Origin of the sequence: Cellulomonas gilvus ATCC 13127, assembly GCF_000218545.1 — a bacterium.
GTDB classification, from domain to species: domain Bacteria; phylum Actinomycetota; class Actinomycetes; order Actinomycetales; family Cellulomonadaceae; genus Cellulomonas; species Cellulomonas gilvus.
In genome coordinates this window covers 507,096-529,726 of record NC_015671.1, presented here as the reverse complement: position 1 = coordinate 529,726, position 22,631 = coordinate 507,096, and the positions used below count along the sequence as shown (strand labels likewise).

The window sequence follows — 22,631 nt, the reverse complement described above, 5'->3', positions numbered from 1 at the left end:
GGACTTCCGCTCTCGTCGGGACGGGGTCGGGTTCGGTGGTGCTCAGTACGTGGTGGTGCTCAGTACGTGAAGGCGGCGACGCGCGTGCGCAGGTCGGCCGACATCCGGGCGAGCTCCGCGACGGACGCACCCATCTGCCCGACGACGTCGGAGCTGGTCGCGCTGGCCGTGGCGACGCCGGTGATGTTGACGGCGATCTCGCCCGAGCCGGTCGCGGCCTCGGCGACGCCGCGGGACATCTCGTTGGTGGTGGCCGTCTGCTCCTCCACCGCCGAGGCGATGGTCAGCTGGTAGTCGTTGATCGACGCGATGATCGAGCCGATCTCGCCGATCGCCGCGACCGCCCCGGTGGTGTCCTGCTGGATCGCTTCGACGCGGCGCGCGATGTCCTCGGTCGCCTTGGCGGTCTCGTTGGCGAGCTCCTTGACCTCACCGGCGACGACCGCGAAGCCCTTGCCCGCCTCACCGGCGCGTGCGGCCTCGATCGTCGCGTTGAGCGCCAGCAGGTTGGTCTGCTCCGCGATCGTCGTGATGAGCTTGACCACGTTGCCGATCTCCGCCGACGACGTGCCCAGGCGGGACACGGTGTCGTTGGCCTGCGCCGCGACACCCGTGGCCGACGACGCGACCTTGGCGGCCTCGGTGGCGTTCTGCGCGATCTCGCGGATCGAGGCGCCCATCTGCTCGGCGCCGGCCGCGACGGCCTGCACGTTGCGGGACACCTGCTCGGCGGCGGCCGCGACCACACCGGCCTGCGCCGAGGTCTCGTCCTGCGCCGAACCGACCTGCTCCGAGGCGGCCGAGAGCTCCTCGGCGGCCGCGGCGACGGTCTGCGCGGTCTCGACGACGCCCGAGAGCGTCTCGCGCACCGCACCCTGCGCGGTGGTGAGCGCCTGCGCCATGCGGCCCAGCTCGTCGGCGCTGTCGACCACGGCGGGCTGCGTGAAGTCGCCGCGCGCCATCGCCTCGAGCGATCCCTGGACCTGCGCGATCGACTTCCGGATGCGGCGCGTGATCGTGTACCCGAGGGCGAGCGAGGCCAGCAGCGCGACCGTGAGGCTCACCGCGAGGACCGTGAACGCACGCGACGTGCGGTCGTTCGCCGCGTCCGCGACGCCCTGGACATATGCGGTGATCTCCGCCGCGACGGCGTCCAGGTCGTCGGCGTACGTGGTGATGAGCGGCTGCGCGACCTCGTCACGGACCTGCGAGTAGAGCTCCAGGTCGAGCGACTGCGCGGCCGGCACCAGCTGCTCGTCGCGCACCTTCAGGAACGCGTCGTAGTCCGCCAGGAACTTCTGCCACGTCTCCGACGAGCCCGCCTCGGTCGCGGTGTACGCCTCGATCTGGGGGTTCAGCTCGGCGTCGTTCTCGACGAGCTTCTGCGTCCAGGTCTCCTTCTCATCAGCGTGGTCGGACGCCGCGATGTTCGCGATGATCATCCGGCCCTTGAGCTGGTTCTGGTGCACCATCGAGCGGACGTCCGCGATGGACTCCTGGATGCTCGCGACCGTCTGCAGGTCGTTGCGCGACTGGTCGAGCGCCGAGAGCGCGTAGACGCCGCACGCGACGGCGACGACGCCGAGCAGCGCGAAGACGGAGAAGATCTTGGTCTGGATGCCGCGGTCGGCGAACCAGCGGCCGCGGCGGGCCGGTGCGGGCTGAGCGGGGCTGGTGCTCATGGGGAGCTCCTCGGGGGGCAGGGGCGCGGTGGTGTCGACCTGTCAGATCGGTCACCCGGGGACGGCTGTGAGGGGTGCGATCCGCGTGATCGTGCGGATCGGGGGTGAGGTGCGGGCCTGAGGGGGATCAGGCAGCCGCGGCCTCGTCGACGTCGAGGACCAGCAGCAGCCGGTCGTCGAGCGTGCAGGCGGCCTTGATGAGCGGACGGATCGCGGGGTCGAGCGTGTCCGGCGGCGCCTCGACGCGGTCCGGTGCGACGTCGACGACGTCGCCGATCTCGTCGACGAGGATGCTGACGGTCTCGCCGCCGACCTGGACCACGACCATCATCTGCTGGACGTCGTCACCGACCGGGCCGAGCCCGAGGCGCGGGCGCAGGTCCACCGTGAGGACCACCTGACCGCGCAGGTTGACCAGGCCCGCGACGCCCTCGGGCGCGAGCGGGACGCGCGTGCGGGCGTGCGCACGCAGCGCCTCCTGCACGCGCTGGACGTCGACGCCGTACAGGCCGTCCTCCACCGTGAACGTCACGTAGCTGCTCATCGGGTCGCTCCCACGAGCTCGTCGAGACCGGCGAACACGTCCGCCGGCACGGGGTCGGTGTAGAAGTCGCGGTCCGCCGCGAGGATCGCCGAGCGCACGTCGAGCAGCTCGGTGACCTTGTCGCCCAGGACCGTCGAGCCCGTCAGGCCCGCGTCGTCGATCGAGGAGTGCTTGCCGACCTCGTCCTCGACGATGTCGACGATCTCCTCGACGACCAGCCCGACCGAGCGCGAGCCGCGCGTGTAGACCACGAGCAGCAGCTCGTCGGACTCGCGGGCGTACGTGCCCAGCAGCCGGTCCAGGCGCACCAGCGGCAGGATCGTGCCGCGGTACTGCACGACCTCGCGGCCGCCGACCAGCTCGACCTGCTCGGCCCGGACGTGCTCGAGGCGCGCCACGGACGCGAGCGGCATCGCCACGCGGCGGCTGCCGCCGATGCCGGCCACCAGGACCTGCTCGACCTCGGCCCGCACGGTCGCGGACTCCGCCGCGGCCGCGGCACGGGCCGCGAGCTCGCTGTCGCGCGTGATGGCGCGGCGGGCGATCGCCTGCACGTCGAGGATGAGCGCGACGCGGCCGTCCCCGAGCACCGTGGCGCCCGAGTAGATGCCGATCGCCTTGAGGCGCGCCGCGAGCGGCGTCACCACGATCTCCTCCGTGGTGAGCACGCGGTCCACCAGCATGCCGAACCGGTGCTGGTCGGCCTGGACCACCGCGATGACGGCCGGACGGTCGTCGTCGGCCGCGACCCCCAGGACGCCCGCGAGGGAGACCAGGGGCAGCAGCTCGCCGCGGAGCCGGTAGACGGGCGCGGCGTGCACGTACTCGACGCCCGAGTCCGAGCGCTGCGTGTCCAGCGCGACGAGCTCGACGACGTGCACCTGCGGCAGCGCGTACAGGTCACCTGCGCACTCGACCGACAGCGACGGCATGATCGCGAGCGTCAGGGGGATGCGCAGACGCCACACGGTGCCCGCGCCGATCGTCGACTCGACGTCGACGGTCCCGCCGATGGCCTCGATGCGCGTGCGCACCACGTCCATGCCGACACCGCGGCCCGAGACGTTGGTGACCTTCTCCGCGGTCGAGAAGCCCGGCAGGAACAGCAGCTGCAGCAGGTCGTTCGGGCTCATGGCCGCGACCTGCTCGGCCGTGCGCAGACCCTTGGCGATCGCCTTGGCGCCGACGACCTCGGGGTCGATGCCCCGGCCGTCGTCGCGCACCTCGACCGCGACCTGACCGCCCGCGTGCGACGCACGCAGCTCGAGCAGGCCCTGCGCGGGCTTGCCCGCGGCCACACGGGCCTCGGGGGGCTCGATGCCGTGGTCGACCGCGTTGCGCACCAGGTGCGTCAGCGGGTCCTTGACGGCCTCCAGGAGGCTGCGGTCGAGCTCGGTGTCGCCACCGACCATCTCGAGGCGGACCTCACGGCCGCACAGGGCCGCCAGGTCCCGCACGACGCGGGGCATCTTGGACCACACGTGCTCGATGGGCTGCATGCGCGTGCGCATGACGCCCTCCTGCAGCTCGGAGGCGATCAGGTTGAGCTGCTGCGCACCGCGGCTCAGGTCCACGTCCTGCGCCGAGTTGGCCAGCCGGCTGATCCGGTTGCGCGCGAGCACCAGCTCGCCGACCTGGCGCATGAGCTGGTCGAGCAGCTCGACGTCCACGCGGATCGAGGAGTCCGCGGCGCCGCGGAGCGTGCCCGTCTCGTCCAGCGGGGTCGGGTCGGGGCGCTGCGACGGCAGCACGGCCGCGGGTGCGGCGGGCGCAGCCGGCGCGGGCACCTCGGCGACGGGCTGCGCCGCAGGTGCGGCGGGCTCGGCGGGGACCTCGGCGGGCACGGCGACCTCCTCGGGCGCGACGGCCTCCGCGGGTGCGGCGGCCTCCTCGGGTGCGGTGGGGACCTCGGGCTCGGCGGGCGGCGCCGCGGGTGCGGCGGCCTCGGGCGCGGCGGGGGCCGCCGGCTCTCCGGCCTGCACGCGGACGAGCGCCGCGACGGCGGGCTCGACGTCGACGTCGCCCTCGCCACCCGTGCGCTCGATCGCACCGAGCAGCTCGCGCACGGTGTCGACCATGAGCAGCAGCACGTCGGTCGTCGGCTGGTCCATCGACCGACGTCCGTCACGCAGGTCGACGAGCAGGTTCTCGCCGACGTGCGCCACGCGCTCGAGGCGCGAGAACGCGAGGAACCCGCTGGTTCCCTTGATGGTGTGGATCGTGCGGAACACGCTGCTCAGCAGCGCCCGCGAGTCCGGAGTCTCCTCGAGCGCGACCAGGTCGCTGTCGAGCTGGTCGAGGTTCTCGTGACTCTCGACCAGGAACTCGCGGACGATCTCGTCGATCTCGTCCATGGTGCCCTCCCGCCGGGGGGGCCATCGCCCGGCGACCGCCTCATCGGCGCGGGGGCCGTCGAGTTGAGGAGTCCGGGTGGCGGTGGGTCAGGCGGAGGGTGCCTCCGGGGCGGTCCGGTCGGCCGGGGGGCGGATCGCCCGCAGCGCGTCGACCGTCGCCTGCGCGTCCTCGTCGGGCACCGTGGCCTGCGCGTTGGCCGTCTCGACCGCCGCGAGCACCTCGGCGCGGTGCACGCGCACCGACCGGGGTGCGTCGATGCCGATCCGCACGCCGTCGCCGCGCACGTCGATGATGGTGACGACGATGCCGTCGCCGATCACGACGCTCTCGCCTGCGCGGCGCGTGAGGACCAGCATGGCGCGACACTACCCGCCGATCGGCGCGGCCCGCGCGACACCACCACACGTGGCCGCGCCGACATCCGCGGGACCCGGCGCCTCACACCCGGCCCCCGGCCGCCGATGGGCGGGCTGAGCGCCCACGGGCGCGAGCGGTCCGATCCTCGCGGAGAGCCCCATGGTCCTGCACGGACGCACGACGAGCGTCGCGCGTGGCACCCGTGCGCGCCTGCGCCCCGCGACCGTCGCCGCACTGGCCACGGGTGCCGCGCTGGGTCTGGGCATGGCCGGCGTGCAGGCCGCGGCCGCGTACGGCGACCTGCCCCGGACGTGGTTCGGCCGCGACGACGCGACCGGCCTGAGCCTCGAGCTGCTGGACGCGCCCGAGGGCGCGCACGCCGTGCAGGGCGACCAGGTCGCCGTCCCCGCCGCGCTGCTCGACGGCCTGGTGCCCGGCGACGTCCGGACGTTCCAGGTGGCCGTCACCAACGACGCGCACGGCCGCCAGACCGTGGTCTCACGGATCGAGTGGCTCGCGCCCGTGGTGGGCGAGCCGTTCGCGCAGGAGCCGCTGGTCGAGGTCGTCGGGCTGCCCGGGCTGCTCGAGCCCGGCGCACGGGCCGCGGCGACCGTGCGCGTGCTCGCGCCCGAGGACTGGAGCCAGGCGAACGCGGGCCGGTCCGGCCGGCTCGTCGTCACGTTCACCGGCACGCAGTCCTGACGGCGCGGCGCGGTCCGGGCGCCGGGCTCGGTCCGCTGCGCCCGTCCCCCGCCCGGGCGGTCAGCCGACCCAGGCGGGTGCGCCGTCGAGCGCGCGGTCGAACGCCGCGGCCCACGCCGCGGGCGTCGCGGGGATGCCGTCGCACCACGCGACCGGCACGCCCAGGCCCAGCACGGCACCCGGCTCGGCGGTGTCGAACAGGCCGCGCACCGCGAGCGCGTCGAACGGGCCGACGGACGCGAGCCACGCCGCGACGTCGGACGTGCGTGTCCGCGCGTCGACGACGGCCCAGGTCTGGTCCGCGGCGAACGCGTGCCGCAGCTCGGACCCCGCGGCGCGCTCGTCGGCACCCTCGCCGACCGCGAGCGCGACCACCCAGGCGTGCGGAGCCTTGCGGGACGCCGCGCGCCACGCGTGCGCGGCCGTGACGTCCGAGGGCTGCTGGCGCGACCCGCGACCGCGCGGGCCGGGCGGACGCGAGCCCGGCGCACCCGCGGTGACCACCGCGTCGGTGGGCAGGCCCAGCCGGTCCGCGAGCAGCGCGGCCGTGGTGTCCACGGCCCCGGCCGCACCCGCGACCACGATCACCGAGCCGGGCTCACGCGGGGGCTGCTGCGCGGTGGGCAGCTCGGCCACCAGGGCCGCGAGCGAACCCGGTGCGCGCGCGAGCAGCACATCCGGCACCCCGAGCGCCCCGAGGCGCTGCGTGAGCGCGTCGGCCAGCGGCGCGGGCTGCGGCGGCAGCACCACCGTGGGCATGGCGTCGGCGGGCGCGGTCGGCGCCGGGCTCGGCACCGACGTGGCCGACGCGCGCTCGGCCGCGAGCGCACGGACCTGGGCCAGCACGTCGGCGAACGCCTCACCGCCCGTGGAGACGACAGGTGCGGCGGCTGCCGCACCCTGCCCCGGGGTCGCGGGGCCGTCGGCCGCGTCGGCGGCCTCGAGCAGCGCGTCCAGACCCACGGCTGCGGGCGCCGACCGCGGCTGCGGCACGGCACGCACCGGTCGGCGCGCGGGCGGCGCGTCGGGCACGTCGACCGTGAGCTCGAAGTGCTCACGCTGGAAGAACCCCGCGAAGCCGCCCGTGCGCACGCGCTCGGCGCGGATCACCTTGGCGCCGGGGCCCAGCTCGTCGGCGACCTGGACCAGCAGCGAGGCCAGGTCGTGGCCCTCAAGCAGCAATCGCCTGGCCACCGCGCACCACCCCCGTCGTCTCGACCTGGACGCCGGCACCGGTCACCTCGGCGTAGGACAGCACGGGCAGGCGCGGGAGGCCGAGCGCGACCAGGCGGCGCAGCGCGGGCCGCACGGCGGGTGCGCACACGAGCACCACGGACCGGCCGCTCGCCTCGGCGTGCGCGACGGCGTCGCGCAGCTGGCCCAGCACGGACTCCACCCGGTTCGGGTCCACCACCAGCTGCGTGCCGCCCTCGCCGGGCCGCAGACCTTCGAGCAGCGACTGCTCGAGCAGCGGGTCCAGCGTCAGGACGCGCAGCACACCCTCCTGCACGTGCGGCGCCGCGAGCGCGGGCCCGAGCGCGGTCCGCGCGGCCTCGACGAGGCCCTCGGGATCCGTGCTGGTGCGCGCGCGCAGCGCGAGCGCCTCATAGATGCGGCCCAGGTCCCGGATCGGCACCTCCTCGGCCAGGAGGCCCTGCAGCACGCGCTGCACCTCCCCCAGGCTGAGCAGCCCGGGCACGAGCTCCTCCACCACGGACGGGTTGACGCGCTTGACGCCGTCGGTCAGCACGCGCACGTCCTCACGCGTCATGAGCCGCGCGGCGTTCTGCGTGACGAGCGCACCCAGGTGCGTGATGAGCACCGAGACGCGGTCCACCACGGTCGCGCCGGACATCTCCGCGGCGTGCCGCAGCTCGGCGGGCACCCACTTGCCGGCCAGGCCGAACACGGGCTCGAGCACGGGCGTGCCGGGCAGCGCCGCGAGGTCGTCGCCCAGCGCGAGCACGCGGCCCGCGGGCGCCTCGCCACGGCCGACCTCGACACCCGCGACGCGCACCGCGTACGTGGACGGCGGCAGGTCCACGCTGTCGCGCGTGCGCACGGGCGGCACGACGATGCCCAGGTCCATCGCGACCTTGCGGCGCAGCGCGCGCACGCGGCCCAGCAGGTCGCCGTCGGGCCCGTCGCCCACGAGCGAGACGAGGTCGGGCGCGAGCAGCACCTCGAGCACGTGCACGCGCATCTGCTCGATCAGCTGCTCGGGCGAGTCGGGGCCGGGCGCCGCGACCGCGGTCGCGGTGGTGCCGTCCGCGGCGTCCTGCTCGGCCTTGCGCTCGGCCGCCTTGATGCGCTGCGAGGCGACGATGAGCACCGCACCCACCAGGATGAACGGCACCTTCGGCATGCCCGGGATGAGCGCGAGCACGATCGCACCGGCGCCCGCGATCATCAGCGCGGTGCGCGACTGCGTCAGCTGCTTGGCGGCCGCGGTGCCCATGTCGCCCTCGGCGGTGGACCGCGTCACGACGATGCCCGTGGCCACCGAGAGCAGCAGCGCCGGGATCTGCGTGACCAGGCCGTCGCCGATGGTCAGGAGGCTGAACCGCTCGAGCGCCTCGGCCGGCGACATGCCCATCTGGACCATGCCGATGACGAACCCGCCGATGAGGTTGATGACCGTGATGACGATGCCCGCGATCGCGTCGCCCTTGACGAACTTCGAACCACCGTCCATCGCGCCGTAGAAGTCGGCCTCGGCCGCGACGTCGGCACGCCGCTGGCGCGCGGTGTCCTCGTCGATCAGGCCCGAGTTCAGGTCGGCGTCGATCGCCATCTGCTTGCCGGGCATCGCGTCGAGCGTGAACCGTGCACCGACCTCGGCCACACGCCCCGCACCGTTGGTGATGACGACGAACTGGATGACCACCAGGATCAGGAAGATCACCAGGCCGATGACGAGCGAGCCGCCGACGACGAAGTGGCCGAACGCGTCGATCACCTGACCCGCGAACCCGTCGCGCAGCACCAGGCGCGTCGAGGCCACGTTGAGCCCCAGCCGGAACAGCGTGAGCACCAGGATCAGTGACGGGAACACCGAGAAGTCGAGCGGCCGGCGCACGTACATGCTGGTCAGCAGCACCACGAGCGAGCCGGTGATGTTGACGACGATCAGCACGTCGAGCAGGGCCGCGGGCAGCGGCACGACGAGCAGCAGCACGACGCCGACGACGCCGGCGGGGACCGCCATGGGGGCGATGGACCGGTTCTTCATGACGTCCTCCCGGACGCGGTGCTGGGCGCTGCCGCGGCGCGTGCCGGGCGGCGGGCCGCACGGGCGGCGGCCTTGTGGTCGGTGGTGTCGTCGGCGCCGAGCGTCGAGCCGCCCGCGAGGCGGTGCTTGCCCGCCGCCGCGCCGCGACGGCGCAGCTGCATCACGAACGCGAGGACGGTGGCCACCGCGGTGAACAGGTGGCCGGGGATCTCCTGGCCGAGCTCGCACGACGCGTGCAGCGCACGCGCCAGGGGCACGTCCTCGACCATCGGCACGCGGTGCTCGGCGGCGAGCGTGCGCAGCTTGGCGGCCACGGCGCCCGCGCCCTTGGCGACCACGCGCGGTGCGCCGGTCCCGGGCTCGTAGCGCAGCGCGACCGCGACGTGCGTGGGGTTGACCAGCACCACGTCGGCCGTGGCGACCTCGGCGAGCATGCGGTTGCGGCTCATCATCATCTGCCGCGACCGGATCTGACCCTTGACCTGCGGGTCACCCTCGGTCCGCTTGTGCTCCTCCTTGATCTCACGCGTGGACATGCGCGTGGACTTGCGGTTGCGCTTCATCACGACGACGACGTCCGCGACCGCGAGCAGCAGGCCCGCCACGATGCCGAGCCGCAGGAGGTTCGCGGTGCCGCCGCCGGCCTTGGCGAGCAGCTCGTCGACGGGCAGGTGCCCCGACGCGAGCACCAGCGGCACCATGCCCTTGACCGCGACGTACAGCACGAGCGCGACGACGGCCGTCTTGAGCAGCGTCTTGGCGCCCTGCCACCACGCCTGCCCGCCGACCAGCCGCTTGACCGCGGACTGCGGCTTGAGGTGGTCGACCACGATCCGGAACCGGCGCGGCCGCCACCCGCCCTGCGCGATGCCGACCCCGAGCGTGACGACCACGAGCACCGCGAACAGCGGCGCGAGCGTGGACAGCAGGCTCGTCAGGCCGTCGCGCAGCGCGTCGGTCGCGCCCTGTGACGTGGGGTCGGTCGCGACGTCGCCCAGCGTGACGAGCTGGTCGGTCGCGGCGTCCTGGCCGCGCGTGATGACCGAGGGCAGCATGAGCGCCGCGGCGCCCAGGCCGAGCCATGCCGCGAGGTCCTGCGAGCGGCCGAGCTGACCCTTGCGGATCACCTCCTTCATCCGCTGCGGCGTGGCCTTCTCGGTGCGGTCCTGTCCGTCGCTCACGGCAGCACCCCCATCATCTGCGCGACGGACTGACCCGTGAGCTGCTCGATGATCGCGGGCAGCCCGATGATCGCGAAGCCGCCCAGGCTGAGCGTGAGCAGCACCTTGAGCGGGAAGCCGAGCGCGAACGCGTTGAGCGCGGGGGCCACGCGCGTGAGCAGGCCCAGGCCGACGTCCGCGAGGAACAGCACGACGATGAGCGGCCCGGCCACCTGCAGCGCGGCGAGGAACATCTGCCCCAGTCCGTCGGTGAGGTTCGCGGCCACCTGCGCGGGTTCGAGCACCGCGTCGAGCGGGAGCGCGTCGAACGTGCGCACCAGCCCTCCGACGACCACGAGGTACCCGTCGGTGACGAACAGCAGCACGAGCGCGAGCAGCTGGTAGAACCGCTGGAAGATCGCGCCGCTCGTCTGACCCAGCGGGTCGAAGCCTGACGCGAGCTGGAAGCCGCCGAACACGTCGATGAACGCGCCGGCCGACTGCACGGCCGAGAACACGAGCTGCACGCCGAACCCCAGCGCGGCGCCCACGATCACCTGCGCGACGAGCGCGGCGACGAACGCGACCGTGCCGTCGTCGACCAGCGGCTCGAGGCGCGGCGAGACGGCCAGCGCGAGGCCGAGCGCGAGCGCGACCTTGACCTGCGCCGAGATCGCCCGGTGCGAGAACGGCGGCGCGAGCACCAGGAACGCGGCCATGCGCACGCCCGCGAGCATGACCGTCTCGACCTGGGCGAGCGGCAGGGTCAGCGCGATGGGTCCCACGTCAGCCCCCGACGAGCGACGGGATGCGCTCGAACATGTCGTGGGTGAACGCGACGGTCTCGGAGATCATCCAGTGCCCGGACACGAGCAGCGCGATCCCGGCGGCGAGCGCCTTGGGCACGAAGCTGAGCGTGATCTCCTGGATCTGCGTCACCGACTGCACGAGCGAGACGATGAACCCGACGACGAGCGCGCTGACCAGCACGGGTGCGGACAGCTTGGCCGCGAGGACCAGGGCGTCGAACGCCACGTCGAGGACCGCGTTGGTGTCCATCAGCCGCCCCCGGCGTACGAGCGGACGAGCGACGTGACCACCAGGCCCCAGCCGTCGACGAGCACGAACAGCAGCACCTTGAACGGCAGCGAGATCATGACGGGCGGGAGCATCATCATGCCCATCGCCATCAGCACGGCCGAGACCACCAGGTCGATGACCAGGAACGGCACGAAGATGACGAAGCCCATGATGAACGCCGAGCGCAGCTCCGAGAGCAGGAACGCGGGGATGAGCGTCGCGAGCGGCACGTCCTCCGGGGTCGCGGGGTTCGGCTGGTCCGCGGCCCGCGTCAGGAGCGCCAGGTCCTGCTCACGCGTGTGGTCGAGCATGAACGAGCGCAGCGGGCCCGAGCCCACGTCGACGGCCTGCGAGAACGTGAGCTCGCCGTCCAGGTAGGGCTGCACCGCGTCGGCGTTGACGTCGCCCAGCACGGGCGCCATGACGAACATCGACAGGAACAGCGCGAGGCCCGCGAGCACCTGGTTGGGCGGGACGCCCTGCAGGCCCAGCGCGTTCCGCGTGAACGCGAGCACGACGAAGATCTTGGTGAAGCTCGTCATCATCAGCAGCAGCGCGGGCGCCACCGAGAGCAGCGTGATCGCGAGCAGCACGACCACCGACGAGCTCGGCGTGCCGTTGACGCCGTTGACCGAGACGGAGACCGAGTCGCCGGGGGTCGTCGGCGCGGTCGGGTCCGTCGGCGGCGTGGGCGCGGCCCACGTCGGGCCGGCCAGCACGACGCCCAGCACGAGCGCACCCACGACGAGCGCGAGCACGAGCACGAGCCTGCGCAGCGCGGGCGACCCGACGCGCGCCGGGGCCGCCGGCACCGCGCTCATCGCCGGACCGTCCGGTCCTGGAGCGCACGCACGAACGTGCGCCACGTCTGCGGCGAGAGCACCGAACCCTCGAGACCACCGGCCGTCTTGCCGGGCTTCACGGCCGCCCCCACCGCGGTCGGAAGCCCGTCACCCGGCCGTGCGGCCTGCACGGGCCGTACGGGTGGAGCGACGTCCTTGCGGGGTGGTGGAGCCGGCGGCCCGGCGGCCGGGATCACGGGTCCGAGCTCGGTGAGCATGGTGACCTGCTGCTCGCCGTACCCGACCAGGATGCGCCGCGTCCCGACGGCCACCACGGCGACCCCGGAGTGCCGGCCCATGCCCTGGCGGCCGACCACGCGCACGTCGTGCTCGTTCTCCTCGCGCAGGCGGCGCCCGCCGGACAGCTTGCGCCCGGCGTACCAGATGAGCCCGACCACGCACGCGAGCGAGAGCACCACGCGCAGCACGAGCATGAGGCCGTCCATCGGTCAGCGCCCGTCGTCGTCGGTGACGATCTCGGTGATGCGCACGCCGTAGACCTCGTCGACCACGACGACCTCGCCGCGCGCGATGAGCCGGCCGTTGACCATGACGTCCGCGGGGCTGCCCGCGGCCCTGTCGAGCTCGAGCACCGTGCCGGGCACGAGGTCAAGGACCTGGCGCACCGGGAGGGTCGTGCGGCCGATCTGCGCGGTCAGCGTCATGTCGACGTCGTAGAGCATGCGCATCGAGCCGCGCTGCGTCGGCACCGCGGAGGTGGACGGCGCATGTGCCTGGCCCGCGCGCACCCGGACCGCGAACCACGCGATCGCGGTGCCCTCGTGCTGCAGCGCGAAGACCTCGGCACCCGGGACCAGCACCGCGGAGACGGGCTCGGTGCGCACGTGCTCCAGGACGCCCGCACCCAGCGTTCCGGCCGCGGCCTCGAGCGCGGGACGCAGCGCGTCACCGGGCTCCACGCGCGTCCCGGCGGCGGCACCCGCGGCCTCGACGTCCGCGAGCACGTCGCCCGCGACCAGGACGAGGTCCGCGCTGGGCGCACCGACGAACGTCGCGACGACCGCCTGGGCGGAGGCGGGGACGTCGGCGATCGCGCACGGCACGACGACGAGCGGCACGGCCGACGGGACGAGCGCGGCGGCGGCCTGCGCCACGGCGGCGGCGTCGACGGCGGTCGGCGTGGTGGTGGTGGTCATTCGCGGTTCTCCTCGGTGACGGACACGACGCGGCAGGCGAGCCGGGGCCCGTGGCTGCCGAGAGCTGCTCGGGCCAGCACGACGCCGTCCACGACGACGTCGAGCGGCTCGGTCGACGGATGGGTGAGCGGGAGCACGTCGCCGACCGCGAGCGCGATGACGTCGCGCGGCTGGACGGTGACGGGGGTGAAGCGGACACCGACCTCGACGGGCACGTCCCCGACCGCGCGGGCCAGGTCCACCTGGGCACGCTCGGCGCGCAGCCGGTCCTCGGGGCTCGCGGCGATCGAGCCGTCCGCGGCCTGCAGCGCGGCGACCATGTGCTCGCCGGGGAGCATGAGCGTCAGGACGTCGGTGCGCTCGCCCATCCGCAGCGTGAACGTCGCGACCAGCACGGTGTCGGAGGCCGCTGCGGCCTGCACGAACTGCGGGTTGTACTGCACGCCACGCACGTCCAGCGCGAGCTTGGTGATGCCCGCGAACGCGTACTCGAGGTCGGCGAGCGCGTGCTGCAGCAGCTCGCGGACCAGCGTCAGCTCGATCTCGGTCAGCTCACGGCCCGGGCGGTCGTCGCCGCGGCCGTCGCCACCGAACAGGTAGTCGATCCACACCATGGTCGCCGCGACCGGGAGCTGGACCACGCCGGTCTGGCGCGTCGGCTCGACCGTGCAGAGCACCATCGCGGTGGGCGTCGGCAGGAGGCTGACGTACTCGTCGTACGTGTGCAGCGCGACCTGCTCGAACTCGAGCTGGGTCAGCACGCGCAGCCGTGCGGTGAGCTGCGTGCCGAACTGCCGCGCGAAGCGTCCGAACGCCATCTCGAGGTGGCGCGCGTGCTCACGCACGAGGGTGAGCGGGCGGCGGAAGTCGTAGAGCTCCACCTGCGGCTCGCGGGTGCGCGCAGGCGCAGCCGGGGTGTCGAGGACGGTCACGGCCGACTCATCGGCGGGCGCGTCACGGTTGTGAGCGGTTCGCCTCGCACTCGCGTCGAGGTTTCACCCGGCGCGGGTCCTGACGGCCGGCCGGCGTGATCTGCACCCCGTCCCTCCATGGGCGGGTCCCCCGTGCGGGGTGTGCAGCGGTGCGGCGCCCTCCATGGCGCCCTGGTGCGCCGGCCCGGGGCCGGCGGTGCAGCAGCGGTCGCGCTACTGCGTGACGTAGTTCGTCAGGTAGACGGCCATCACCTCACCCTCGTACGCCTCGGAGAGCTCGGCGGCGAGCTCGTCGCGCAGCGCGGCACGCTTCTTGGGGTCGGAGATCTCCTCGACGGTCCGGCCCGAGAACAGCTCGATCGCGTGGTCCACCGCGACCGCGGGGTCCGGCGCCTCGCGCGCGTCGGCGGTCAGCTGCAGCGAGAACCCCAGCCGCAGGTAGTGACCGTCGGCCAGGTTGAGGCTCACGGGCTCGACCGCGAGCACCTCGCCCTTCTCGGGCTCGGGCTCGGCCGCAGGCTCGGCGGGTGCGCCGCTGGGCCGCAGCAGGAACCACCACGCGGCCGCGCCGGCGATCAGCACGACGAGCACGACCGCGATCAGCACGAGCTTCTTCTTGGACTTCTTGGGCTCCGGCTCGGGCTCGGGTGCGGGCGCGCCGATCTTGGCGCCGCCGATCTTGGGGCCGCCGATCTTGGCGCCCCCGCCGATGACTCGCTGCTCCACGGGCATGTCGCTACTCCTTGCTCACGGCGGGCAGCAGGGCCCGCACGGCCTCGGGCGCGTCGGACAGGATGACCAGGTCCACGCGGCGGTTGGTCTCGAGCGCCTGCGCGCTCTTGCCGTCGACCAGGGGGCGCTCGTCGCCGAAGCCGACGGCCATGATCCGGGTGCCGGGGACGCGGTCCTTCTCCACCAGGTGGCGCAGCACCTGCGTGGCGCGGTCCGCGGAGAGCTCCCAGTTGGTCGCGTAGCGGCCGGACACCGGCAGGACGTTGGCGTGGCCCTCGACGGAGATCTGCTCGCCGACGTCACGCAGCGTGGGTCCCGCGATGTCCAGCACGCGCCGCGCGGTCGCGGTCATGTCCGCGCTCGCGGCGGCGAAGAACACGTCGTCGGCCACCAGGCCCAGCACCAGGCCGCGCTCGTTGACCCGGAAGCGCACGGCGTCGCCCAGCCCGGCCTTGTCCAGGCGGCGCTGGATCACGTCGCGGATGTCGTCGAGGTGCGCGGCCTCCTTGCGGGCCGCCGCGACGGTCTCGGCGTCCGGGTCGTCCTGCGGGGAGGGCTCGGTGCCCTGGTCACCCAGGCCCTGGTCCGCGTTCACCATGCCCGCGGTGCCCTCCTGCGTGCTGCTCTCGGGCACCACGGACCTGCCGTCCAGGGTGCCCGCGGTGCCGTCCAGGATGGACTCGGTGCCCGTCTGGTCCTGGAAGCCCTCGGCGAGCGAGTCGCGCAGCGCGATGTACTTCTCCTGGTCCACCTGGCTGATCGCGAACAGCACGATGAACAGCGCCATGAGGACCGTGATCATGTCCGAGTAGCTCACGAGCCAGCGCTCGTGGTTGACGTGCTCCTCCTCGTGGTCCCCGCGGCGGCGTCGCCCGCCGCCGTGCCCCGCGCTCACGCCGCGGCCTTGTCGTCGCCCGCCGCCACCAGGTCGGCCGGGATGAGCGAGCGCAGCCGCTCGCCGACCACGCGCGGGTTGGCGCCGGACTGCACGGCCAGCAGGCCCTCGAGCGTGACCTCCATGTGCGCGCACTCGAGGTCGGAGATGCGCTTGATGCGCGTGCCCAGCGGCAGCCACACCACGTTCGCGGACAGGATGCCCCACAGGGTCGCGACGAACGCGGCCGCGATCGATTCGCCCAGGGCCGCGGGCTCGGACAGGTTCTCGAGCACGTGCACCAGCGAGATGACCGTGCCGATGATGCCGATGGTGGGCGCGTAGCCGCCCATGTCCTGGAAGTACTTGGCGTTGACCTTGTCGGCCGTGCGCTTGGTCGCGATGCGGTCCTCGAGGATCACCCGCAGGTCCTCGGGGTCGGTGCCGTCGATCGCGGCCTGCAGGCCCGAGCGCAGGAACTCGTCGTCGATGTCGCGGGCGGCATCCTCGAGCGAGAGCAGGCCCTCGCGGCGCGCGCGGTCGGCCAGGCCGACCACCGTGTCGACGGTCTGGGACGGGTCGGGGGCCTTGGAGCGCAGCGCACGCGGCACCGCGGCGAACGCGTTCTTCACGTCGCGCAGCGTGTGGCCGGCGACGCCGACGCCGATCGTGCCCACCCACACCAGGAGCAGCGGTGCGGGCAGCATGATCGACATGGGCTGCGCGCCCTCGAGGATCATGGCCCCGAAGATCGCGACGAGCGCGGCGACGATCCCGATGATGCCGGCGGGGTCCATCACACGCTCCTGGGCCGCAGCGGGAGCGGCGGGTCGAGGGGCTCGTCGTCGTCGTCCGGCAGGTCCGGGACGGGAGCCAGGCGCGAGATCGCCCGCAGCTCCTGCGAGCGGGCCAGCACCTGGGCGGCGCGCTCGTCGATGCGGCCGATCACCTCGGTCAGGGGTTCGGACACGATGTACTTCGTGCCGTCGATCAGCGTGATGATCGTGTCCGGCGCGCTGTCGACACGCTGGATGAGATCCGGGTTGATCCCGAATCTGTCGCCTGTCAGGCGAGTCACGACGATCATGGCGAGCCCCCGTCCGTGGTCCGTGCATGCGGCGAGTGCCGCGTGGGCCCATCCGTGGGCCTCAGGTCTCCCATCGGCGGGTGCCCGGCGGTGATGAGGCATCCCGGCCGACCGGGACCGAGCCCTGTGAGCAGGGCGACACCCGTGCCGCGGCGCGCATGCGTCACACTGGTGGTGGCTCTGCGCGGCTCTTGGACCAGCGCGGGCCCGCGTCCCGGGTGAGGAAACCGCCTGGTGGGCGCCCCCCGACGCCCTGAAAGGCCTCCCCCATGACCTCCTTCTCCTCCCTCGGCGTGCCCGAGGTCCTCGTCCGCGAGCTCGTCGAGCGCGGCATGACCGACGCCTTCCCCATCCAGACCGCGACGCTGCCGGACACGCTGCGCGGCCGCGACGTGCTGGGCCGCGGCCGCACGGGATCGGGTAAGACGCTCGCGTTCAGCCTCCCGCTCGTGGCGCGCCTGGCGGGCCTGGTCCCCGGGTCGCGCAACGTGCGCCGCACGCCGGGCCGCCCGCACGGCCTGGTGCTGGCCCCCACGCGTGAGCTCGCGACGCAGATCGCGACCGCGCTCGAGCCGCTCGCGAAGGCGGCCGGGCTGCACGTCACCACGGTGTTCGGCGGCGTCTCGCAGCGTCCGCAGGCCTCCGCGCTCAAGGCGGGCGTCGACATCGTCGTCGCGTGCCCGGGCCGCCTCGAGGACCTCATGGGCCAGGGCATCGTCTCGCTCGCGGACGTGCAGATCACCGTGCTGGACGAGGCGGACCACATGGCCGACCTCGGGTTCCTCCCGGGCGTGCGCCGCATCCTGAGCGCCACGCCGCGCGGCGGCCAGCGTCTGCTGTTCTCCGCGACGCTCGACAACGGCGTGGACAAGCTGGTGCAGGCGTTCCTGCAGGACCCGCTGAGCCACTCGGTGGACACCGCGCAGTCGCCCGTCTCGACCATGACGCACCACGTGCTGACGGTGCAGGACGCCGCCGCCAAGCGTGACGTCGTGCACCACCTCGCCTCGGGCACCGGGCGGCGCGTGCTGTTCACGCGCACCAAGCACGCGGCCAAGAAGCTCGCCAAGCAGCTGACCAGCGCGGGCGTCCCCGCGGTGGACCTGCACGGCAACCTGGGCCAGGGCGCGCGTGAGCGCAACCTCGAGGCGTTCTCCACGGGCGCGGTGCGCGTGCTCGTCGCGACCGACATCGCGGCGCGCGGCATCCACGTCGACGACGTCGAGCTCGTGGTGCACGTGGACCCGCCCGCCGAGCACAAGGCGTACCTGCACCGCTCGGGCCGCACCGCGCGCGCGGGCTCGGGCGGCGACGTCGTGACGATCGTGCTGCCCGAGCAGCTGTCCGAGGTGCGCACCATGACGCGGCAGGCCGGCATCACCGCCGCACCGCAGGCCGTGCGCCCCGGCGCGGCCGTGCTGACCGCGCTCGTCGGCGACGTCGCACCGCACGTCACGCCCGCGGCCCCCGTGGCCCCGCCCCGGCCGGCCCGTCAGGGCAACGCACCCTCGCGGCCCGGCGGCGCCCGCCGCGGCGGGCAGCGACGCTCGTCCGGGGCCGCTCCCGCCGCCGGGACGTCCGGCGAGGGCTCGCAGCGCGGGGCACGCACGGGTGGCCCCGCGCGCCAGGGCCAGAACCAGGGTCAGGCACCCGCGCGCACCCAGGGCCGTCCCGCGCAGTCCGGTGCACGCACGGGCGGCGCACCGGCCGGTACGCGGGGCGGCGCTCCCGCGGGCGGCGGTCAGCGCCAGCGGGCGGCCGCACCCGCCTCATCGGCCACGCGCCGGTCCGCGGGACCGCGTCGTGCCGTGCGCGACTCGGGCGCGCCCTCGGGTCGCTGACCCCTCGTCCGGCCCTCGTGGCCGGGCCGGCGCGTCGCCGTCCCGCTCAGGCGGTGCGGCGGCGGGACAGGTGCACGGCGAGCACCGCGACGTCGTCCGCCGGACGGCCCGTGGCGACGCACCACGTGAGCACGTCGTCGACCAGGCGCTGCGCGTCGATCTCGCTCACGCCCTGCGCCGCCGCCCGGGCCGCGGGCAGCGCCGCGGCGACGCCCGCGCGCAGCCGTTCGAGGCCGTGGTGCAGGTGCTCGCCGCGGCGTTCGACCAGCCCGTCGGTGTAGAGCAGCAGGGTCGCGCCGCGCGGGACCACACGCTCGGTGTCGGTGCGGGGCGCCTGGGGGTCCAGGCCGAGCACCAGCTCCGGGTGGCCGCCCGTGAGCAGCTCGGTGGTGCCGTCGGGCAGCACCAGCAGCGGGGGCAGGTGCCCCGCGTTCGTCCAGCGCAGCGTCACCTCACCCGCGGCGCGCTGCTCGTCGGTCTCCTCGAGGCGCACCACCACGGCCGTGGCCATCGCGTCCACGTGCAGCGCCGCGGTCGCCGACTCCAGCCCGCGCAGCACCTGCGCGGGCGTCCCGCCGCTGGTGTGCGCGATCCCGCGCAGCAGCGTGCGGACCTGGCTCATCGCGGCCGCGGCCGGGGTGTCGTGGCCCATGACGTCGCCGATCACCAGGACCGTCTCACCCGCGGGCTGCACGAACGCGTCGTACCAGTCGCCGCCCACCTGCGCGGCCTCGGCGGCGGCGACGTACCGGACGACGACGTCGAGGTCGTCCGAGTGCGCGGGTGCGGACAGCAGCGACGTCTGCAGCGCGACCGCGATGTCCCGCTGCCGCTCGTACAGCCGCGCGTTCTCGAGCGCCATGCCCGCGCGGTCGGCGACCTGCACCAGCAGCGTCAGGTCGTCGGGCGGCAGGTCGGGACGCGTGTGGTCGAGGAACAGCGTGATCGCCCCGACGGTCCGGCCCCGCGCGCGCATCGGAACCGCGTACGCCGTCCGCGGTGCGAGCTCGCGCAGCACGTCCTGCGCGCGGCCCGTCAGCACGTCGGCGATCGCACGCGTCGCGTCCTCGACCACCACCACCTCACCCGTGCGCATCGCCCGGAACAGGTACGACGTCGGCTTGAGCGCGTCCATCCGCAGCTCGGCGTACGTCGCGACCGTGTCCCGCAGCGTCGCGTCCTCGTGCCAGCTCGCGATGTCCCGCAGGTGGTGCAGGTCCTCGGACATCGTGATGAGGCACCACGTGCCGAGCGTCGGGACCAGGTGCCGGGCCAGGCGCCCGACCGCCTCCTCGGTCTCGAGCGTCGATGTCAGGTCCTCGCTCAGGTCCGCGAGCAGCGCGAGCCGGCGCGACGAGTCCTGCGCCGCACGCCACGCGACCCGCACCTCCTCCTGCGCGAGGCGCCGCTCGGAGACGTCGGCGAAGTACACCGACAGCCCGTCCGGGCCGGGCCACGCCCGCACCTCGTACCAGCGGTTCAGCGGCGCGGGGTAGTACGCCTCGAACGCGCGCGGACGCCCGTCCGCGACCGCACCCCGGTAGTGCTCCTCGAACGACGAGCCCGCGGTCGCCGGGTAGCGGTCCCAGATGACCGTGCCCAGCATCTCCTCACGCGAGCTCGTGAGCATGCGCTCCGCGGCGGAGTTCACGTACCGGAACCGCCACTCGTGGTCGAGCAGGAAGAACGCGCCCGGCATGGTCTCGAGCACGCGCGCGATGCGGGCGTCGGAGTCCCGCTCGGCCGTGGTGTCGTACGCCGCGCCCAGCAGCCGCACCGCGACGCCGCACTCCCCCGCGAGCGCCACGCCCTGGGCCTTGACCCAGCGCACCGCGCCGTCGGGCCGCACCACGCGGTACTCCGCGACGTAGCGGTCGCACCGTTCGATCGCCTCGGCCACGGCCTCCGTGACGCGCGGCAGGTCGTCGGGGTGCAGCAGCGCGTCGAACGCCTCGATGGTCGCGCCGAACTCGTCGCGCGTGACGCCGAAGATCGTCAGCAGCTGGTCGTCCCACTCCAGGTGCCCCGTGAGCAGGTCCCAGTCGAAGCTGCCCACACCGCCGGCCGTGACGGCCAGCTGCCAGCGCAGCCGCTCGGCCTCGTCGCGCGCGAGAGGTGCGGCGACGTCAGCCGGGTCCGGGACCGCACCGCGGGGTGCACGACCGACCTGCTCCGCCATGGCGCGTGCCCCTCGTCGTCGACCGTCCCGTGCGCAGCATATGCCGGGACGCAGCAAAAGCCGCGCCCCGGCACGTGGTCAGCGCTTGAGGTTGACCAGCTCCTGGAGGACCTCGTCGGACGTCGTGATGACGCGCGAGTTCGCCTGGAAACCGCGCTGCGCGACGATCAGCGAGGTGAACTCCGAGGACAGGTCGACGTTCGACATCTCGAGCGCGCCGCCCGCGAGCGAGCCGCGGCCGCCCGTGCCGGCGGTGCCGATCGCGGCGTCGCCCGAGTTCACCGACGTGCGGAACAGCGAGCCGCCCGCCTTCTCCAGGCCGGCCGGGTTGGTGAACCCGCCCAGCGCGATGCGGCCGATGACCTGCTTGAGGCCGTTGCTGAACGAGCCCGTGATGGTGCCGTCGGCACCGAGCGCGAACGACTGCAGCGTGCCCGCGGCCTGACCGTCCTGCGTGATGGCCTTCGCGGTGTCGAGGCCCGCGAAGCCCGTGATGCCGGTGAGGTCCACCGCGACGCCGCCGATCGTGAGCGACGTCGGTGTGGTGAGCGAGCCGTCCGTCGCGAACGTCATCGGGGTCGCGGCGACCGTCGCCGCGCCGTCGGACGCGGCGAGCGACCAGCCCGTCGCCGACTTGGTGAACGTGAGCGTGAGCGTGCGCGCGTTGCCCGTGGAGTCGTACAGGTCGACGGTCCGGTTGAGCACCGTGCCGTCGGCCGCGGCCGAGTCGAGGTTGCCCGCGTACGTCGCCGCGGTGGACTGCACCGCCGCCATGACCGAGCCCGAGGGCACGCGCAGGTCGGTGAGCGGGGAGTTGGTGTCGATGACGCCGTTCACGGCCATCCAGCCCTGCACCAGCGCACCCTCGCCCGGGAGCACCATCTGACCCGTGGAGTCGAAGTCGAACGAGCCGGCACGCGTGTAGAACGTCTCCGCACCCTTGCGGACCACGAAGAACCCGTCGCCCTGGATCATCATGTCGGTGCTGCGGCCCGTGAGCTGCGAGGCGCCCTGCGTGAAGTTGGTGGTGATGCCCGCGACGCGCACGCCGAGGCCCACCTGGGCGGGGTTGGTGCCGCCGACGCCGGCCTGCGCGCCGCCCGCACCCATGAGCATCTGGCTCAGCGTGTCCTGGAACTGCACCTGCGAGGACTTGAAGCCCGCGGTGTTGACGTTGGCGATGTTGTTGCCGGTGACGTCGAGCATCGTCTGGTGGCTGCGCAGGCCGCTGATGCCGGAGAAGAGTGAGCGGAGCATGGTGGTTCCCTTCGCGGGGGCCGGGCCGGGTGGCGCGGCAGTCGGTGGTGGGTGGCCTGGGTCAGGCGGGGACGGGGTCCTCGATGGGGTCGATGGCCTCGGGCGGCGTGATCGGGTCGACGGCTCCCGGTCCGTCGCCCTCGCCGGTGCCGGTGCCGGTGCGCGTGCTGCCCGCGGTCACCGTGGCGACCTGGTCGAGCGGGATCTCCTGGTCACCGACGGTCACGGTGGGCACCGCGCCGCGGTAGGACACGCCCGAGACGACGCCGGTCTGCTCGACGCCCTCGGCGTCGGTCCAGGTGACCTTCTGGCCGACGAGCGCCGCCGCCGCGGCCCGCATCTGCAGCGCGAACGCCTCGCGGGACGTGTCGGACAGCTCGACGAGCCGCTCCATGGTCGCCAGCTGCGTGGACTGCGCCATCATCTGGGAGGAGTCCATGGGCGAGGACGGGTCCTGGTTGCGCAGCTGCGCGACCAGGAGGTCGAGGAACGCCTGCGAGTCGAGCGTGCTGCTCGACTGCGTGGGCGAGGTGCCGTAGCCGCTCGTCCCCGTGGCGTACGAGGTGTCGATGGTCATGCGTGCTCCTGGAGTGCGTGGGTCTGGTGCGGGTGGGCCGG

Annotated in this window: 22 protein-coding genes; 2 read left to right on the top strand and 20 right to left on the bottom strand. The window is 73.9% G+C overall.

The features are described from left to right. Positions 1-59: 59 nt before the first annotated feature. The 4 genes from CELGI_RS02460 to csrA form a co-directional block, all read right to left on the bottom strand. Positions 60-1,682, bottom strand: a complete 1,623-nt coding sequence (locus CELGI_RS02460) for a methyl-accepting chemotaxis protein (protein WP_013882532.1) — start codon at positions 1,680-1,682, stop codon at positions 60-62. Between the two features lie 127 nt (positions 1,683-1,809). After that, a complete protein-coding gene (locus tag CELGI_RS02455; protein ID WP_013882531.1) occupies positions 1,810-2,226 on the bottom strand; it encodes a chemotaxis protein CheW in 417 nt (138 codons plus the stop codon). Beyond that, positions 2,223-4,580 (bottom strand): chemotaxis protein CheA, encoded by a 2,358-nt coding sequence (locus CELGI_RS02450; RefSeq protein ID WP_013882530.1) that lies wholly within the window; start codon positions 4,578-4,580, stop codon positions 2,223-2,225. The genes CELGI_RS02455 and CELGI_RS02450 overlap by 4 nt, the downstream gene beginning before the upstream one ends. Before the next feature lie 87 nt (positions 4,581-4,667). After that, positions 4,668-4,937, bottom strand: coding sequence for a carbon storage regulator CsrA (gene csrA / locus CELGI_RS17690; RefSeq protein ID WP_013882529.1), 270 nt, complete (start codon positions 4,935-4,937; stop codon positions 4,668-4,670). Positions 4,938-5,097: 160 nt separating this feature from the next. Here csrA and CELGI_RS02440 point away from each other — a divergent pair, with 160 nt between their 5' ends. Continuing rightward, positions 5,098-5,640 (top strand): hypothetical protein, encoded by a 543-nt coding sequence (locus tag CELGI_RS02440; protein WP_013882528.1) that lies wholly within the window; start codon positions 5,098-5,100, stop codon positions 5,638-5,640. Positions 5,641-5,700: 60 nt separating this feature from the next. Here the strand turns inward: CELGI_RS02440 and CELGI_RS02435 are convergent, their stop codons facing one another. From CELGI_RS02435 to CELGI_RS02375, 13 genes are all read right to left on the bottom strand, one after another. After that, positions 5,701-6,834 carry a hypothetical protein gene (locus CELGI_RS02435; RefSeq protein ID WP_013882527.1) on the bottom strand — a complete coding sequence of 378 codons (1,134 nt, stop codon included), beginning with the start codon at positions 6,832-6,834 and terminating at the stop codon, positions 5,701-5,703. Beyond that, positions 6,812-8,872: a flagellar biosynthesis protein FlhA gene (locus CELGI_RS02430; RefSeq protein WP_013882526.1), complete on the bottom strand. Its 2,061-nt coding sequence runs from the start codon at positions 8,870-8,872 to the stop codon at positions 6,812-6,814. The genes CELGI_RS02435 and CELGI_RS02430 overlap by 23 nt, the downstream gene beginning before the upstream one ends. Next, on the bottom strand, positions 8,869-10,053 hold the full coding sequence (locus CELGI_RS02425) for an EscU/YscU/HrcU family type III secretion system export apparatus switch protein (RefSeq protein WP_013882525.1): 1,185 nt from the start codon (positions 10,051-10,053) through the stop codon (positions 8,869-8,871). The genes CELGI_RS02430 and CELGI_RS02425 overlap by 4 nt, the downstream gene beginning before the upstream one ends. Beyond that, positions 10,050-10,817, bottom strand: coding sequence for a flagellar biosynthetic protein FliR (locus CELGI_RS02420; protein WP_013882524.1), 768 nt, complete (start codon positions 10,815-10,817; stop codon positions 10,050-10,052). Before CELGI_RS02420 ends, CELGI_RS02425 begins: the two co-directional genes overlap by 4 nt. A 1-nt stretch (position 10,818) precedes the next feature. Next, complete coding sequence (gene fliQ, locus CELGI_RS02415) at positions 10,819-11,091, bottom strand: flagellar biosynthesis protein FliQ (protein ID WP_013882523.1); 273 nt, start codon at positions 11,089-11,091, stop codon at positions 10,819-10,821. Then, positions 11,091-11,933 (bottom strand): flagellar type III secretion system pore protein FliP, encoded by an 843-nt coding sequence (fliP, locus tag CELGI_RS02410; RefSeq protein WP_013882522.1) that lies wholly within the window; start codon positions 11,931-11,933, stop codon positions 11,091-11,093. Before fliP ends, fliQ begins: the two co-directional genes overlap by 1 nt. Continuing rightward, entirely contained in the window at positions 11,930-12,388 is a 459-nt protein-coding gene (locus CELGI_RS02405) for a flagellar biosynthetic protein FliO (protein WP_013882521.1), read from the bottom strand. The genes fliP and CELGI_RS02405 overlap by 4 nt, the downstream gene beginning before the upstream one ends. Positions 12,389-12,403: 15 nt before the next feature. After that, positions 12,404-13,111: a flagellar motor switch protein FliN gene (gene fliN / locus CELGI_RS02400; protein WP_013882520.1), complete on the bottom strand. Its 708-nt coding sequence runs from the start codon at positions 13,109-13,111 to the stop codon at positions 12,404-12,406. Then, a complete protein-coding gene (locus tag CELGI_RS02395; protein WP_013882519.1) occupies positions 13,108-14,043 on the bottom strand; it encodes a flagellar motor switch protein FliM in 936 nt (311 codons plus the stop codon). Before CELGI_RS02395 ends, fliN begins: the two co-directional genes overlap by 4 nt. A gap of 213 nt (positions 14,044-14,256) precedes the next feature. Beyond that, the gene (locus tag CELGI_RS02390; protein ID WP_013882518.1) at positions 14,257-14,775 is read right to left on the bottom strand and encodes a flagellar basal body-associated FliL family protein; all 519 of its coding nucleotides are present in this window, start codon (positions 14,773-14,775) and stop codon (positions 14,257-14,259) included. A gap of 4 nt (positions 14,776-14,779) precedes the next feature. After that, entirely contained in the window at positions 14,780-15,670 is an 891-nt protein-coding gene (locus CELGI_RS02385; RefSeq protein ID WP_013882517.1) for an OmpA/MotB family protein, read from the bottom strand. Further along, the gene (locus CELGI_RS02380; RefSeq protein ID WP_013882516.1) at positions 15,667-16,446 is read right to left on the bottom strand and encodes a motility protein A; all 780 of its coding nucleotides are present in this window, start codon (positions 16,444-16,446) and stop codon (positions 15,667-15,669) included. Before CELGI_RS02380 ends, CELGI_RS02385 begins: the two co-directional genes overlap by 4 nt. Then, positions 16,446-16,736, bottom strand: coding sequence for a flagellar FlbD family protein (locus CELGI_RS02375; protein WP_013882515.1), 291 nt, complete (start codon positions 16,734-16,736; stop codon positions 16,446-16,448). The genes CELGI_RS02380 and CELGI_RS02375 overlap by 1 nt, the downstream gene beginning before the upstream one ends. A gap of 269 nt (positions 16,737-17,005) precedes the next feature. On the opposite strand from CELGI_RS02375, the gene CELGI_RS02370 reads away from it, so the two are divergent. Then, positions 17,006-18,577 carry a DEAD/DEAH box helicase gene (locus tag CELGI_RS02370; protein ID WP_013882514.1) on the top strand — a complete coding sequence of 524 codons (1,572 nt, stop codon included), beginning with the start codon at positions 17,006-17,008 and terminating at the stop codon, positions 18,575-18,577. A 46-nt stretch (positions 18,578-18,623) separates the two neighbouring features. Here CELGI_RS02370 and CELGI_RS02365 read toward each other — a convergent pair whose 3' ends face one another. From CELGI_RS02365 to CELGI_RS02355, 3 genes are all read right to left on the bottom strand, one after another. Continuing rightward, complete coding sequence (locus CELGI_RS02365) at positions 18,624-20,756, bottom strand: SpoIIE family protein phosphatase (protein ID WP_013882513.1); 2,133 nt, start codon at positions 20,754-20,756, stop codon at positions 18,624-18,626. Between the two features lie 78 nt (positions 20,757-20,834). Beyond that, positions 20,835-22,013, bottom strand: coding sequence for a flagellar hook protein FlgE (locus tag CELGI_RS02360; RefSeq protein WP_013882512.1), 1,179 nt, complete (start codon positions 22,011-22,013; stop codon positions 20,835-20,837). A gap of 61 nt (positions 22,014-22,074) precedes the next feature. Beyond that, positions 22,075-22,590 carry a flagellar hook assembly protein FlgD gene (locus CELGI_RS02355; RefSeq protein WP_013882511.1) on the bottom strand — a complete coding sequence of 172 codons (516 nt, stop codon included), beginning with the start codon at positions 22,588-22,590 and terminating at the stop codon, positions 22,075-22,077. Positions 22,591-22,631 lie beyond the last annotated feature (41 nt).